At 65.5% G+C, this 13,993-nt stretch carries 16 protein-coding genes and 1 pseudogene; 6 read left to right on the plus strand and 11 right to left on the minus strand.

Features of this window, described 5'->3' with window-relative positions:
* The 4 genes from ACOZ38_RS07930 to ACOZ38_RS07945 are packed head-to-tail and all read left to right on the plus strand — an operon-like array spanning position 1 to position 3,803.
* The gene (locus ACOZ38_RS07930) at positions 1 to 1,149 is read left to right on the plus strand and encodes an acyl-CoA dehydrogenase family protein (RefSeq protein WP_424529453.1); all 1,149 of its coding nucleotides are present in this window, start codon (positions 1 to 3) and stop codon (positions 1,147 to 1,149) included.
* Positions 1,149 to 2,219, plus strand: a complete 1,071-nt coding sequence (locus ACOZ38_RS07935) for an HAD-IIIC family phosphatase (RefSeq protein WP_405145068.1) — start codon at positions 1,149 to 1,151, stop codon at positions 2,217 to 2,219. Before ACOZ38_RS07930 ends, ACOZ38_RS07935 begins: the two co-directional genes overlap by 1 nt.
* A gap of 10 nt (positions 2,220 to 2,229) precedes the next feature.
* Positions 2,230 to 3,018 (plus strand): thioesterase II family protein, encoded by a 789-nt coding sequence (locus tag ACOZ38_RS07940; protein ID WP_424529454.1) that lies wholly within the window; start codon positions 2,230 to 2,232, stop codon positions 3,016 to 3,018.
* Positions 3,015 to 3,803 carry a 4'-phosphopantetheinyl transferase family protein gene (locus tag ACOZ38_RS07945; protein WP_424529455.1) on the plus strand — a complete coding sequence of 263 codons (789 nt, stop codon included), beginning with the start codon at positions 3,015 to 3,017 and terminating at the stop codon, positions 3,801 to 3,803. The genes ACOZ38_RS07940 and ACOZ38_RS07945 overlap by 4 nt, the downstream gene beginning before the upstream one ends.
* Before the next feature lie 142 nt (positions 3,804 to 3,945).
* Here ACOZ38_RS07945 and ACOZ38_RS07950 read toward each other — a convergent pair whose 3' ends face one another.
* The 7 genes and pseudogenes from ACOZ38_RS07950 to ACOZ38_RS07980 all read right to left on the minus strand — a co-directional run.
* Positions 3,946 to 4,401 carry a hypothetical protein gene (locus tag ACOZ38_RS07950; RefSeq protein WP_424529456.1) on the minus strand — a complete coding sequence of 152 codons (456 nt, stop codon included), beginning with the start codon at positions 4,399 to 4,401 and terminating at the stop codon, positions 3,946 to 3,948.
* Between the two features lie 576 nt (positions 4,402 to 4,977).
* Positions 4,978 to 5,358: a hypothetical protein gene (locus tag ACOZ38_RS07955; protein WP_424529457.1), complete on the minus strand. Its 381-nt coding sequence runs from the start codon at positions 5,356 to 5,358 to the stop codon at positions 4,978 to 4,980.
* An 80-nt stretch (positions 5,359 to 5,438) separates the two neighbouring features.
* Positions 5,439 to 6,308, minus strand: a complete 870-nt coding sequence (locus ACOZ38_RS07960) for a TIGR03619 family F420-dependent LLM class oxidoreductase (protein WP_424529458.1) — start codon at positions 6,306 to 6,308, stop codon at positions 5,439 to 5,441.
* Between the two features lie 500 nt (positions 6,309 to 6,808).
* A complete protein-coding gene (locus ACOZ38_RS07965) occupies positions 6,809 to 7,174 on the minus strand; it encodes a hypothetical protein (RefSeq protein ID WP_424529459.1) in 366 nt (121 codons plus the stop codon).
* A gap of 221 nt (positions 7,175 to 7,395) precedes the next feature.
* Positions 7,396 to 7,920 (minus strand): flavoprotein, encoded by a 525-nt coding sequence (locus ACOZ38_RS07970; RefSeq protein ID WP_424529460.1) that lies wholly within the window; start codon positions 7,918 to 7,920, stop codon positions 7,396 to 7,398.
* A 136-nt stretch (positions 7,921 to 8,056) separates the two neighbouring features.
* On the minus strand, positions 8,057 to 8,251 hold the full coding sequence (locus ACOZ38_RS07975; RefSeq protein WP_424529461.1) for a DUF397 domain-containing protein: 195 nt from the start codon (positions 8,249 to 8,251) through the stop codon (positions 8,057 to 8,059).
* Between the two features lie 12 nt (positions 8,252 to 8,263).
* Positions 8,264 to 8,479 (minus strand): annotated as a pseudogene (locus tag ACOZ38_RS07980) (Scr1 family TA system antitoxin-like transcriptional regulator); the annotation flags it as partial.
* Positions 8,480 to 8,614: 135 nt separating this feature from the next.
* Between ACOZ38_RS07980 and ACOZ38_RS07985 the strand changes: the two are divergent.
* Entirely contained in the window at positions 8,615 to 9,079 is a 465-nt protein-coding gene (locus tag ACOZ38_RS07985) for a GNAT family N-acetyltransferase (protein WP_424529462.1), read from the plus strand.
* A 105-nt stretch (positions 9,080 to 9,184) separates the two neighbouring features.
* The gene (locus tag ACOZ38_RS07990) at positions 9,185 to 9,553 is read left to right on the plus strand and encodes a DUF427 domain-containing protein (RefSeq protein ID WP_424529463.1); all 369 of its coding nucleotides are present in this window, start codon (positions 9,185 to 9,187) and stop codon (positions 9,551 to 9,553) included.
* 141 nt (positions 9,554 to 9,694) lie between these two features.
* Here ACOZ38_RS07990 and ACOZ38_RS07995 read toward each other — a convergent pair whose 3' ends face one another.
* The 4 genes from ACOZ38_RS07995 to ACOZ38_RS08010 form a co-directional block, all read right to left on the minus strand.
* Positions 9,695 to 10,090, minus strand: coding sequence for an OsmC family protein (locus ACOZ38_RS07995; protein WP_424529464.1), 396 nt, complete (start codon positions 10,088 to 10,090; stop codon positions 9,695 to 9,697).
* Between the two features lie 147 nt (positions 10,091 to 10,237).
* Positions 10,238 to 10,939 (minus strand): hypothetical protein, encoded by a 702-nt coding sequence (locus ACOZ38_RS08000; protein WP_424529465.1) that lies wholly within the window; start codon positions 10,937 to 10,939, stop codon positions 10,238 to 10,240.
* 1,693 nt (positions 10,940 to 12,632) lie between these two features.
* Positions 12,633 to 13,760: a methyltransferase domain-containing protein gene (locus ACOZ38_RS08005; protein ID WP_424529466.1), complete on the minus strand. Its 1,128-nt coding sequence runs from the start codon at positions 13,758 to 13,760 to the stop codon at positions 12,633 to 12,635.
* Entirely contained in the window at positions 13,757 to 13,885 is a 129-nt protein-coding gene (locus tag ACOZ38_RS08010) for a hypothetical protein (protein WP_424529467.1), read from the minus strand. Before ACOZ38_RS08010 ends, ACOZ38_RS08005 begins: the two co-directional genes overlap by 4 nt.
* Positions 13,886 to 13,993: the final 108 nt, after the last annotated feature.

The raw sequence follows: 13,993 nt of genomic DNA on the forward strand, positions 1-13,993 counted from the left end.
GTGGCGATCCCGGCACAGGTCGCGCCGGACACGGTCCAGGTCGTGGACCGTCGTTCCGCACGCGCGTTCGTCGACGCCCACATCACTCCGTACGCGGACGCCTACGACCAGAAGGGCCGCGTACCCGAGGAGCTGCTCGGCCAGATCGCCGCCGCGGGCCTGTGGGCCCCGTTCCTGCCGCAGGAGGCGGGCGGCGCCGGGATGGACATGGTGACCCTCGGCGAGGTCCACGAGGAGGTGGGACGCGGCTGCTCCTCGGTGCGCAGCCTGCTCACGGTGCACACCATGGTGTCGTGGGCGGTGCAGCGGTGGGGCACCCCGGCCCAGCGCGAGCGGTGGGCGCCGGCGCTGTGCCGGGGGGACGTCCTCGGGGCGTTCTGCCTGTCGGAGCCCGGCGCCGGCAGCGACGCCTCGGGCATCACCTCGACCGCCGGACAGGCGGGCGGCGGCTGGGTGCTCAACGGGGTCAAGAAGTGGATCACCGGCGGCCAGCGGGCGGACGTGTACCTGGTGTTCGCCCGCACCGCGTCGAGCATCGGGGCCTTCCTGGTCCCGAGGGACGCCCCGGGCGTTCAGGTGCGCCCGATCGACGACATGCTCGGAACCCGCGCCTCGATGCTCGCCGAGGTGTCGTTCCAGGACGTACGGCTCGACGGGGACGCGCTGCTCGGCCCGAGCGGGTTCACGGCGGGCATGGTGCTGACCGGCACCCTGGACCTCGGGCGTTACAGCGTGGCCTCGGGTTCGGTCGGCATCATCCAGGCGTGCCTGGAGGCCTGCGCCACCTACACCGCGCGCCGCGAGGTCGGCGGGTCGGTCCTGCGGGACCGGCCCCTCATCCAGGCGAAGCTGTCCGACATGATCACCGACGCGCGGGCGGCCCGGCTGCTGTGCGCCGAGGCGGGACGGCTGAAGGACGCCGGCGAGGCGTCCACGCTCATGGCCACCTGGGTGGCGAAGTACTTCGCGTCCACCGCCGCCGCCAGGCACGCCTCGGAGGCGGTCCAGATCCACGGCGCCAACGGCTGCAGCCCGGACTACCCCGTGGCGCGCTTCTACCGGGATGCGAAGGTCATGGAGATCATCGAAGGCAGCAACGAGATCCAGCGGATCACCATCGCTGGGCAGGTGGACAGGGAGATGATGTGATGAGCGTGGCCCAGGAGAGCGTCGCCGTACTCCCTGAGAAGCCCGTGCAGGGGCGCGTCAAGTGCATCGTGTGGGATCTCGACAACACCCTGTGGGACGGGGTGCTGCTGGAGGACGCCGACGTCACCGTGCGGCCCTCGGTCGTGGCCCACATCCGCCGGCTGGACGCCATGGGCGTGCTGCACTCCATAGCCAGCAAGAACGATCACGACACAGCGGTCGAGAAGCTGCGGGCGCTCGGCCTCGCGGAGCTGTTCCTCTTCCCGCAGATCAACTGGAACGCCAAGTCCGACTCCATCCGCCGCATCGCCAAGGCGCTCAACCTCGGGCTCGACGCGTTCGCGTTCGTCGACGACCAGGAGTTCGAGCTGGCCGAGGTGGCGCACGAGGTGCCGGAGGTGACCCGCGTCGACGTCGCCGAGCTGGACGAGGCGCTGGCACAGCCGCTGTTCATCCCCCGCTTCGTCACCGACGAGTCCGCGCAGCGCCGCGTGATGTACCAGGGGCAGATCGCCAGGGACGAGCTGGAGGGCGAGTTCGTCGGCACCAACGAGGAGTTCCTCGCGGGCCTCGGGATGGCGTTCACCATCGCGCCCGCCCGCCGCGAGGACCTCCAGCGGGCCGAGGAGCTGACGGTACGTACCAACCAGCTCAACTCGACCGGGCGCACCTACTCCTACGAGGAGCTGGACGCGCTGCGCGACTCGCCCGACCACCTGCTCCTGGTCGCCTCGCTCACCGACAGGTTCGGCAGCTACGGCAAGATCGGGCTCGCGCTGGTGGAGAAGGACGAGAAGGTCTGGCGGCTGTGCATGATGCTGATGTCGTGCCGCGTGATGTCCCGTGGAGTCGGGATGGTGCTGCTCAACCACATCATGCGGCTCGCGGACGAGGCGGGCGTGGCCCTGCGCGCCGACTTCGTGGAGACCGGCAGGAACCGCATGATGCAGATCACCTACGCCTTCGCGGGGTTCCGCGAGGCGAGCAGGGACGGCGCCCACGTGGTGCTGGAGGCCGACCTCACCGGCGTGCAGCCACCGCCGCCGTATGTCCAGCTAGAGATCCTTTGATGAGGCAGAGATGACCGTCAACGACCTGACGAGCAGTGACGTCATGGCCAAGTGGCTGCCGTTCCGGGGCCAGACCGGGGCCGATCCCGGCGCGCTCGCGCTGTACTGCCTGCCGCACGCCGGCGGCGCGGCCTCGGCGTTCCGGGTGTGGCAGCGCAAGCTTCCGGGGGTGGCCGTGCTGCCGGTGCAGCCGCCCGGCAGGGACAACCGGCTCAGGGAGGCGCCGTACGAGCACATGGAGCCGCTGGTCGCCGACCTCGCCGACGTCGTGCTCGCGGATCTGGCGCTCGGCCCCGAGGGGCGCCGGTACGCCATCTACGGGCACAGCCTCGGCGCCCTGGTGGGGTTCGAGCTGCTGCGGGAGATCCGCCGCCGCGGCGGTCCCGAGGCGGCGCACCTGTTCGTCTCGGGGTCGGTCGCCCCGCACCTCTCGCTGGAGGTCGGGCCGTTCGTGCGCGATATGACCCGGCCCGAGGTGGTGGACATGCTGCGCAAGCTCGGCGGGACGCCCGAATGGCTGCTGGCGGACCCCGGGGTCCTCGACATGATCCTCCCCGCAGTGCAGGCCGACTTCACGGTCAAGGAGACCTACGAGTACCAGGAGGAACCGCCGCTGGACGTCCCGATCACGGCGATGCCGGCCGCCCAGGACCCGAGGGTCGACCGGAGCCTCGTGGACGGCTGGGAGGAGCACACCTCCCGGCGGTTCGCGCTGCACCCGTTCGCCGGCGGCCACTTCGCGGTGTTCGAACAGGCGGCCCTCACCCACAAGTACATCACCGAGGCGCTGCGCAGGTGAGCGTCACCGGGACCCGGGTCAGGAGGACCAACCTCGACCGAGGCGCCGAGAAGGTGAGCGTGACCGGGCCCCGGGTCAGGAGGGTCAACCTCGACCAAGGCGCCGAGAAGGTGGGCGTGACCGGGCCCCGCGTCTGGCGGATCCACCTCGACCAGCCGGACGACCCCAGGTGGTGGAGGATGCTCTCCGACGCCGAGCGCGAGCGGGCGTCCCGGCTCGCGAGCCCCAGCGAGAAGCACCGTTACACGATCGCGCACGCCGCGCTCCGCGCCATCCTCGGCCGGCTGTGCGGCGTGCGCGCCTCACAGCTCACCTTTCACACCGACGCGGGGGGACGGCCGTACCTGGCGCTGCCGGACGGCCGTCCCCCGCTCGACTTCAACCTGTCGCACTCGGGGGAGTGGGCGCTGGTGGCGGTGACGCCGCCGGGGTCGCGGGTGGGCGTGGACGTCGAGTTGATCCGCCAGGACCTCGACTGCCTGGAGATGGCCAGGCGCATGTACCAGCCGGCGGAGGTCGACCGCCTGCACCGCGCCGACCCGGCTGCGCGCCGCACCGAGTACTTCGGGCTGTGGAGCGCCAAGGAGGCCTACGTCAAGGCGGTCGGCATCGGCCTCGCCGGCCTCAGAGACGTCCTGGTAAACCGAGAAGCCAACGCGCCCCACGGAACCGTGCTCGCGCGTACCCATCCCGACGCGGTGTGGCCGGTCCGCTGGCTCGACATCGCCCCGGGCTACTCCGCGGCGCTGGTCACCGGTCCGGACGGGCAGCAGACGCCGCGTTAGCGGTCGCCGGTGAGGCCGCCGCGCGTGAATACAGCAGTCGCGTCCAGCAACGCGGTCTTACGTAGCCATACGCCACCGACCCGCATCTGCCGCCTGATCAGGGTGAGGTACCACTGACGAGGTGTCTGCCCTTCCCTATGGATCAGGTGGAGTAGGAGCCGTCCCAGGGTTCGTAGAAGCCGATGGTGTTCGGATAGAGCTCGGCGTGCTGCCGGCCCTCGAAGGTTTCGATGACGAGGCCGAACAGCACGTCGTCGAATTCATGCTGGAAGGGCCGGATGGCGATATCGCCGTAGCGGAGGCCGGGGAGCGCATTGAGCCACTGGTTCAGCCGGTCCTGGGCGGTATCGACGGAGGCCCGGTGGTCGTCATCGGCCCCGGTGCGCTCAATCCGGGAGTCGAGGTGGTTACCCGCGACGTCGAAGGTGTGCAGTACGGCGTACCAGCGTTTGTGTGAGAGCCAGTCGTCGGTGTGGGTGTAGCCCCGAGGGAAGGCGGCGACCACCGAGCCGAGGAACTGCCCGTCTCCCCAGTGGCCGATCGTGTCGGTGTGGTAGTCGGGTTCGTAGCCGATGGGGATGATCTCGGGGACTGTCATGCGGAAGAAGGTAGCCATCCGGTACGACAAGTCGCAGTGGCGCGCCGGATCTTGCTAACCGAAGTGCTGACGCCGTGCATGGACGAGGGTGGACATCATGGAAGGTGGCGTCCCGGGCCATGTCCCGGCCGAGGCGTCCCCTGTGCTCGTTCGGGAACCGGACCCACTTCTTGCCATCCGGAACCGGCCCGGGATACCGGTCAGCATCGTCGTACACGTTTTTACCGACGCGGATTACCCGGTAGGGGTCCGACTTCTTGGACGGGAGCCCCTTCTTCGGCTGGGAAAGGTCCCACCAGGTGAAATCCGCAGCCACTGGACCCGATGGGGCGAGCTGGCGACGACCACTGATCCGGATCCCGCTCCCGGAGACCTTCGACTTCTTGCCGAAGAAGTAGCGGGTGGTCTCGGAAATCCGAACGCCATGCTCATTTCGGAACTGCTGCTTGAGTGCGCGTGCCGGATCCGGAGCGCCTGCCTGCGCGGCGGCGGGACTCATGGCAGCCGGCACGGACGCGATCAGTACGGTGACCGCCAGGGCAGCCCAACATCTCATGGGACATTCGTCAAACAGGGCTAGCTGCGGCCACGGTCGCTGTCTGCCCGAGTCTCGCGGCGGCCCCAGTGGGCCAGGCGCCGCCCGACCCGCCGGATGGCAAGCCCGAGAATGGCCGCGATCACGATCGCACTGGACATGAGAGGCACCCAGTCGCCCAACCGGACGTTGATCTGCCCGGACGGGCCGCGAGCGTCCACATTGACCAGCAGGTCGCTGCCTGTCGCGGCAGCGGCCTCACGCAACTGGCGATCAATGTCGGGCCGCTGCATGGGGTCGAGTCCGACGCTGCTCGGGCCCCACACGATGACGTCGTGGTCGAGGTGCGCGAGTTCGTGTGTGAGCCGCAGATGGACGGCGAGGCGCTTCTGCGGGCCGTAGACGATACCCGGGCTGCACACCCGCCACGCGCATGCTGCCGGTCACCATCGGCTCCGGCCGCAGTATCCCGTAGCCGCGGTGCTGGTGACGTTAGGCCGGACTAGCTGGGGAGGTGTTCGAGGAGGGCGAACCGCTGGGCGAACGCGGACAGCTCCTCGCGTTGCCGGTCTGGTTCGGTGGCGGTGGCACTCACGACGATGCGGGTCACGCCTTGAGCGGCGAATTCCTCCACCTGGTCGATGGTCATGTCGATCGGCCCCGATCGCGTGTACTCCAGCGTTTCCGGGTTGCGGCCGGCTTCGATGGCGGTCGACCGGGCAAGGTCCAGCTGGATGGCGCGTTCGTTCGGATCGAGCGCGCCACCAGGGAAGTAGCCGTCGCCGCGTCGTCCGGCGCGGCGTGCGGCCGCCCGGCTCGATCCGCCGATGTGGATCGGCAGGTGGGTGACCCCATAGGGCTTTGGGAACTGGCACAGGTCATCGAAGGTGAAGAACTCCCCGGCGAAGCTGACACCGTCTTCGCCGCCGGCCCAGAGCAGCCGCATCACGTCGATCGCCTCGTCGGCACGACGCCCGCGGGTGCTGAAGTCGACCCCCACCGCCTGAGCCTCACCGGGCAGGGCGCCGAGCCCCACGGTCAGCAGCCGCATCCGCCCCTTGGACAGCACATCAATGGTCGCCAGACGCTTGGCGAGGACCACCGGATGGTGGTACGGCAGCAGCAGCACACCCGTTCCGAGCAGGATCCGGTGGGTAGCCGCGGCGACGAAGCTCAGGCAATCGAGCGGATCGAAGTACGGCAGCGACGGCGGGAGCTCGAAGCGGCCGACCATCGCACCGGGGTACAGCGCGATGTGCTCGGGAACATACAGCGACTCGAAGCCGCAATCCTCGGCATGCTGGGCGTAGGCCACGATCCTGTCGGGGTCGATGCCGTGGTAGGGCGTGCTGTAGCTGACTGCGAACTTCATCGTCATTCCCCTGGTTGGTCAGCCGATGCGATGGATGGGCAGTCGCCGGTACTGCGGCGGCATCGTAGCCTCACCATGCGTCGACGACCTTCCCCACCCGCTTGCCGCAGCCACGCTAGAACCTTGTCATCAGCGTCAAGGCAACTTGCACCCGAGCGGGCCCACGTCCAGGCCCTGGAGCGCCTCGCCGACGAGCGGTTACACGATGGCACCTACGGGATCTGCGAGAGCTGCGGGCAACGCATCGCGATCGAGCGCGCCGGCTACCAACACCTGCGTCACCTGCGCCTCCGGCCGACACTGACCCGTGCCGCTGTCACGACACCTCGTCTGGTGGGGATTGGAGGACGCCTCGCTCAGCGGGGGACGTTGCTGTCGGCTCCCGTGCACCAGGACGAACAGGCGTATGCCTGCGTTCCGGGAGAGTGTGCTCGGACAGGTCCGCGCACACGAGGAGGACTCACCCGGTGATCGAACAGTGGAGAGCTACGGCCGCCAAGTTAACTATCCTCGCCGCATTTAAGCCGGGACTGGAAGAGCAGGTCACCCGCCCGATATAGCAGATGAATATATTCGATGTACTTATCCCGAAGGTGTGCGTCGACTGGATCGACGGACATGTGATCGAACTTGGATTCTAGTAGCGATAGTTCATCAAGATCTTTCCGAAGGTCATCCAAATCAATCCCGTCTGCATGACCGTTGCGTGCAGCAATCAGTTTGGCTGCGACGCTGGGCTCGAGCAACAGGAGATCCATAACACGATCCCCAAATTCGTCCCCCTCGGGCTTGTCGGGAAACGGAGTCCGCATGAAAGCCTCGAAGGCTGACATCGCCTTCGCAAGGATTGCTGAGTCAATCGGCATAGGTGACTATCCATCCGGCGTGGAAAGTGGCTGAGGCGCTGAAACGAGGCTTCGCGCCCACTGTCAGGGCCGTCTCCGAAGATCTCCACGGATGGCCCGAACTCCTTGAGGGAAAGAGGGTGGGTGCGGTCGTTTTCTCCAGGGAGAAAGGTCGGCGGGTAACGGTCGTCGGTTCGCGGGGAGCATGGTTCTGGCACGGACAGCGACTGGCCCGCGTTGGATCAATCGCTGAGGCTCGATCGTACGGTGTGGAGTTCCTTCCGGAGGTCCTCCCAGGGAAATGATGCGGCGCCAGGGGCTCCTGAGTTGGGTTCGGGAAGATGGTCGAAATCGAGGATGACCGTGACTCCCGACGCCCGGAGCAGCTGGATGCTGACTGGGAAGGCCGGGTGGCGGGCGAGTGCGACGTTGGGCCACGGGACCGCGATGATCGGCAGGCCGAGGCCGAGGGCTTCGTTCAAGAGGCCGAGTGCAAGAGTGTCGCTGATTCCCTGCGCCCACTTGTTGATCGTGTTGAACGTCGCGGGAACGACAACGAGAGCGTCGGGCGTGGGGAGGACGTCCGGATCTTCGGGTCTCTTGTATTCGCTTCTGACCGGATAGCCGGTAAGGGTGCTCAATCTCTGAGCATCCAGAAATTTGGTTCCCGAGGGAGTCGTGACCACGCAGACCGTCCAGCCTTCCCCCTGCGCATGCTCCACCAGGGCCGGAAGCTCTCCCGCCGGCCGTCCTCCGCAGGCGATCACGTAGTAGCGCCGGATTACTCCGCGGCGGTGGTCACCGGTCCCGGCCTATGCCTGTGACTCCCTACGCCCGGAGCAGCTCGATACCGGCTGTGAACCAAATAACCCACGAGATCACTTTCGGAGGAACGTCTCGCTGCTACACGAAGGCACCGTTCTTCGTGCCGTCCAGGAACACATCCCATTCGCTGGCGGTGAACCGCAGCATGGGGCCGGTGGGGTTCTTGCTGTCGCGTACGGCCCTGCCTCCACCGGACAACTCGGCTACCTCAACACACGCGCCTTCCGCAGTGCTACGGGAGGATTTGCGCCAGGTGAGATCACTGGGGTCCATGTTTCTCGCCCTCTATTCAAGTTGTTTGATCAGATCTTCAAGGTACCCCCGTGATGCGTCGGCGCTCAGTGCTGATGCCTGCAGATAGCCATATTTGCGTCGATAGTGGGCCAAATCCGCCGGTTTCTCCAGGAACAGGTCGCCGGCCGCGCCAACCTCCACGTAGACGATGCTGGGATCCTCGGCGGCCTGGTAGTCGAGGATCGTGAACGGCCCAGTCATCGACGTGTGCGCCCCAACTGGCTATCGACTCAAACTCTGCGCGGTCTGGCCATCATGTCGCGCGACACTTCCGCTCATGCCGATGAGCGGATGCATGACGCCGAGGGACATCGATCACCGACTCAGCCCGATAATGATCTAATGAACATCCAGATTCGACGGCCCCAGCCAGGTACCGAGGCCGAGTTCGTAACGGGGCTGGAGTGGCTCTTCGACCCGCCCGGCAGCCGTCCTCCGGATTGGGACCGCGACCGCGCCGTCGAGCGCACCGCCCAGGTCCTCGCGAGCGAGAACGTCGCACTGTTCGAAGCCCGCTCGCCTCAGGACCAGTTGGTCGGCGTTGCCAGCGTCTACCTGGACATCCTCTCGGTGCGCTTCGGTCGCCGGGCTTCGATCGAGGATCTCGCCGTGCACCCCGAATGGCGCTCCCGAGGTGTCGGCGCCAGCCTGCTGACAGCCGCCAGGACGTGGGCGCAAGAGCATGGCGCCGACTTCGTCTTCCTGGAGTCCGGCGTCGCACGAACCGAGGCGCATCGCTTCTACCTTCGCCAAGGTGCAAACCACGCGGCCGCAGCGTTCAGATGGACGATTGGACACACTCGCTGACGGGCTTCGGTCGTGAATCGCCTTATCCGCTTCTGCCGCTGGTCGCGCGGTCATGCCGGGAGGTGTTCGCTGGCGGCCGCGGGGAGAGTTTGATGGGATCGTTCTATGAAGACACGAGGACATGACATCGAGGTCACGCCTGTATCGGATCAGGTCGTGGTGCGGATCAAGGACGTGGTCGTCGCGACCTCCTCCCGGCCGGTCCTGCTCACCGAGACGGGCTGTCCACCGCGGTACTATCTGCCGCCGGCGGACGTGAAGATGGACCTGCTCAGATCATCGACAACCACGTCGCACTGCCCGTTCAAGGGCGACGCCGTCTACTGGTCGGTTCAGACCGGTGACGGTGTGGCCGAGGACGTCGTCTGGTCCTACCCGGAGCCGTTCCCGAGGGTTGAGGAGATCGCCGGACTGCTCGCCTTCTGGGCCGAGAAGCCAGGCGTCACCCTCGAGGTGAACGGGCAGGCCGCGTAAGCGTCGTGGGTTGCGATCGCCGCCACACGCAACAGACTGCCCACCATGACGGCGCTGAACATCCGCTTCTGCCGCCGACCGCGTGCTCATGCCGCCGTAGCGGTGCGGAAGTCCTTGTTGGTTGTGTTCCTGGATGGTCGGTTAGCTGATCCTCTGCACGGTGGCACCCCGTCGGATGGCGCGGGGGATCTCGGCGACGGAGTCCACGATGTCGATCAGGTGGGCGATGCTCTCGGCTGGAGCGGTGGAGCTGACGTCAACGGTGTAGGTGATCCCGGTTGACCGCCAGCTCTCGGTATCGAAGCCGCCGGCTGCGGAAACGCACACTCCCAGGAGTTCGATTCCCAGTGCGGCGGCCTCCCGGTAAAGGTCGTTGAGGACGCATCCTGCGGCCGCGAGGTGAAGGAGATGTCCTCCGGTGAAGTCTGTCCTGACGCTCACGCCCTCGGGCGTCCACCGATGAGGGAAATGCACCGCGTGCTCGTCCGTCACCTTCAGCGATCCTGCGCTCACGATCACGTTGAAACGATCATCCATTACTCGGCTCCCGGCACCTCGGGCGTACGGACGTGACGACAAGAGTCGTCCTACACGTCGCAGCCGCCAACCGGCAACACAGCACTCCCTCACACGGGAACGCCCGCTCATGCCGCGCAGCGCGCTTGCCCGAAGGGCTGATCCTCGTCAGGTAACCGACTGCTGCCACCACACGGCGATGTCCACATCGTTGCCCAGGGCATCGTCATGGCTCCGGTGAAGTGCGAGGTCGACGATCCGATCGTCGTTCGGACGGTAGGGCTTGCGAGGATCCGGCGTGCCAAGTACCGGGCCTAAGGCATCAATGGCCGGTTTCCAGAGCGTTGACCAGTTGCGCCTGCGGGACACGGCGAATCGGATGCCCATCGCCAGCGGGCCATCGGGCAACGGGGCGCCGACGACGGCGCTGCAGGCATCACGAATCTCCCGCTTCCACGCCGGCGACTGACTGGAGCTGGTCGTACGTACCCGCAGCTGCGGCTCGCCGGGCAAACCGTCCAGGTGGACGGCCACAGAAACGGCGATGGTCGAGGTAGCCGCGTGTTGCTTACGGGCGAACACCGCATCAAGGCGCCCGGCGCCGATCCGCCGGGCGATCGGAAAGAGGTAGTTATCGAGATCACGGCCGTCCCTGGTTAGAGCAGCCTGTTGTGGCAGGCCGACCGTGAGCTCGAGTGCGAGATGATCGCTGCCCGCCTGTACGCATGCGTGCACGAGCTCATCGACTTCGTCCAGGTAGGCGGCCAGCCGCCGCTGGCTCGGATGGTTGGCCGCATCCCAGCTCTCCAGGACCGGAGCGGTCGGCAGGACACGCGGCATGACGCTGGGTCTGGCGAAGATGGTTTCCACGGCCTCAGCATCACCTCGCCTCCCCTCACATGGAAGCCGACGATCCCCTAACCCGCCCTCTTCTGCCGCAAGACGCACACTCGGCACGCCTACTGGTTGATCATGTCATCCATCAGCCGAGGCTGCGGTGTCAAGCGTCAACCGAAGCAGGACACTGCTGGCCCTATGAGCTGGTCTAGATTTTCTTTACTGGTTCAAGGCGGCAGCGCTCCGCGCCGCCGCACCCGGCCCTGTCGCCCTGCCGCACGCCGGGCATGCGGCCTGGGGGCCGGTCCCGGCGGCGGCAGCTCCGGGGCACCGCCGCACCGGCCGCCCGCCGCACCAACCGAACCCGCCGCACACCGGAGCACTGCCGCCCCCGGCACCTCCACGGCCCACAAGTCAAGATCATTTAGCATTCAGCCGCGGAACACTCCTAGATCGACTTTCCGCCGCGCCGTCGCCGGCCGAACTCCCTCATGGTCGCCCTTCGGGTGCCTACGGCATTCCGCCGGCCACGCCGCTCACCCCGGCAACCCGCCGCAGTCCATCAACCCGTTCATTGCCGAAATGACGAGCGCATACAGTGCTTTGATAAGACCGCAGCTGCGTCAATCACCGTTTCCCACAACTCTGCTATTCGCCTTGGGTGAACTTTTCGTCATCCTCCGATTCTCCAGGTGTTTCCGTTGCAGACGGGGGGGCCATAAGTGAACTTCTTGCCACTCGCCGTGGTCGCCACTAGCGAGTTCTTCGTAAGAGCGGAGTCGCATATCGAGTCGAGAATATATCCCATGTTTTTACCGTATTTAGGCGGAATGGTCACCCATGGATAGGATACCTGATACCAGGACACGGTTACCGTCTCACTAGTAGCATTCCAAATACGAAAATCTTGATCGCTTCTCGGCTGACATCCGACCGTTGTGCAGACGACGAAGCAAATCGGGGCCGCCGTCAAGAACTTAGCAAATAAGCCGGAACGTCTTAGATGCGACACCCGTTCAAACATAGAACTCCCCCGATCTGTTTCTGTATATATTTCTGTGCTGTCGGTGAATGTCACCAGATTACGCGATGGCTGTACTTATTTCCAGCGTAGGAAGTGCGTCTATGGCCATGCGTGTGTTGCCGCGAGTGACCAGGCGGGTGCAGCGGTGCGCTCCATGGCTGGTCAACCGTCACGGGGACCTGGGAGTGTCCCCTGCAGCGGTCCCCTCAACTACAGTCGCCACCACAACGAAAGGCGATAAGCCGTACCATCGGGTGGAACGCAAGACAACCAGACAGGATCAGCAAATCCCTGCCCAAGTTCGTCTCAGCCACACGATTCGAAGACGCCTGCCATCCGTAACCCATGCAGAGGTCCCCCGCCCGGAATCAACCCGGGCGAGGGCCCTCCACAAGATGCCTTACCGACTCGATAGATCAGCGCGGTCCTGGTTAGATCTCCCGCCGAGTACCACCGAGCTAGGGCGAAGCCGACCTACATCTAGCTCTTGTGCGAGATGTCAGGGCATAACACCCACATGATGGTTCCATTCTCGAAGTAAGACCCTCTCCCATGGCATCTCCGGCAACTGCCTTCACTCTTTGCCGGTCTAGCAGGCGGTTTCTGCGGGGTCCGCACCGGAGGTTTGTCTACCTTCTCTTTCCCGCCGGGTTTCCCCTGCTTATCCTCCTTGCCCATGTCCCTCGCCTCTCTACTAGCCGATTACCGGTTAAGCCCGGCCCTCGGCTCCGTGACAGGGTTGTCCGGAGTGTCGAGCCAGACGAATTGCCCCTTGGGAGTGACCGTCATCCCGAACCGGTCACGATCTGGAGAGCCCCAATCGACCCACGCGAAGAAGGCGTCTTCCAGCTCATCCCAGAGACTCCGCTCTCCGTACTGAGTGACTTTGTCTCCGGTGACATGCGCCGCTGAATCGCCGAACCACAGGGAGGCTTGGAAAACATCGCCCTGATCCGTGGTTGCCGAAACATCAGGCAGTAGCCCGGCCAGTGCTACATCCAGCCCGACACCACCTTTGAAGATTCGGCGCGGGTCCACTGTCGCTCTGCTCTCGCGGTAGTTGCTGGAGTATTCGCCACCGGGGGGGCGTTGGTCTCTGAGCATCATGTAGCTAGCCCCACGCCGCGAGAAGCGACCACTAGCAGTGCCGTTTCTCCCCACGGTGAGTGCCGCCTTATGGCCGGGCTCGATTCCGGGCATCCACGGGAAGACGACAATCCCGCCGGGGCGTGTCTGCTCTACCCAGGCGTAGGGCACCAGGGACACGCCGCAGGTTGCATGAACCCTGTCGTAAGGCGCGTAGTCCCGGCAGCCTTGTGCACCGTCCCCGCATATCAGCCGAGGGTTATAACCAGCGCCCTTGAGATTCTCAGCGGCCACATCGAGAACCGCCTTGTCTATCTCAATGCTCGTGACGTTGGCCTGTCCGACGCGATGAGCCAGGAGAGCCGCCGTCCACCCCGTGCCCGTACCGATCTCCAGGACTCGATCCCCCTCATATGGGCTGAGGAGTTCCAGGAAATCCACGACGATCCCAGGAGCGGAAAGCGAGGACGTGTAATAGCCCTCACCTGTCGCGATGTCTGTAGCGCCGTCATCCAGTTGCGTGATGATCGGATGATCAGCGTACGCCGCGTTCATCCATTCCTCGGGACTCTGATCACGGTCGATCAGATACCCATCTCCTCCGATGGGCGCGGCCCACGCCTTGTTAGGCACGAACAGGTGCCGAGGTACCTCCAGTAGCGCGGTCCGCCACTCCTGCTCTGTGAGGTCCCCATGCGCTTCGAGTTCCCCGATCAGAGCTTCGATACGACGACGGATGTTCACTTTCCGCGCTTCCCGCCCTTAGCCGGATTATCTCCGGTGTCCTTTCCAGGGCGCTCCACTTTGAGCGGCTTGTCCTGCTTCTGCGGACCCGCGTGCTTCGGGTCATTCTTATCGTCCTTGCCCATGCCTTACCGCGCCTCCTTCTGAGTTAGCTCTTACAGGAACGTAGGGACGGAAGGATTCGAACCTTCGAGACACCCGGTCGTATTGGTCAGATGTGTTTGCATCGATCC

Origin of the sequence: Sphaerisporangium viridialbum (assembly GCF_049674955.1) — a bacterium.
GTDB lineage: Bacteria > Actinomycetota > Actinomycetes > Streptosporangiales > Streptosporangiaceae > Sphaerisporangium > Sphaerisporangium viridialbum.

Coding starts and splice junctions, on each gene's coding strand:
- ACOZ38_RS07935 (WP_405145068.1), top strand. CDS start 1,149: ATGAGCGTGGCCCAGGAGAGCGTCGCCGTACTCCCTGAGAAGCCCGTG.
- ACOZ38_RS07940 (WP_424529454.1), top strand. CDS start 2,230: ATGACCGTCAACGACCTGACGAGCAGTGACGTCATGGCCAAGTGGCTG.
- ACOZ38_RS07950 (WP_424529456.1), bottom strand. CDS start 4,401: ATGACAGTCCCCGAGATCATCCCCATCGGCTACGAACCCGACTACCAC.
- ACOZ38_RS07960 (WP_424529458.1), bottom strand. CDS start 6,308: ATGAAGTTCGCAGTCAGCTACAGCACGCCCTACCACGGCATCGACCCC.
- ACOZ38_RS07965 (WP_424529459.1), bottom strand. CDS start 7,174: ATGCCGATTGACTCAGCAATCCTTGCGAAGGCGATGTCAGCCTTCGAG.
- ACOZ38_RS07975 (WP_424529461.1), bottom strand. CDS start 8,251: ATGGACCCCAGTGATCTCACCTGGCGCAAATCCTCCCGTAGCACTGCG.
- ACOZ38_RS07985 (WP_424529462.1), top strand. CDS start 8,615: ATGAACATCCAGATTCGACGGCCCCAGCCAGGTACCGAGGCCGAGTTC.
- ACOZ38_RS07990 (WP_424529463.1), top strand. CDS start 9,185: ATGAAGACACGAGGACATGACATCGAGGTCACGCCTGTATCGGATCAG.
- ACOZ38_RS07995 (WP_424529464.1), bottom strand. CDS start 10,090: ATGGATGATCGTTTCAACGTGATCGTGAGCGCAGGATCGCTGAAGGTG.
- ACOZ38_RS08010 (WP_424529467.1), bottom strand. CDS start 13,885: ATGGGCAAGGACGATAAGAATGACCCGAAGCACGCGGGTCCGCAGAAG.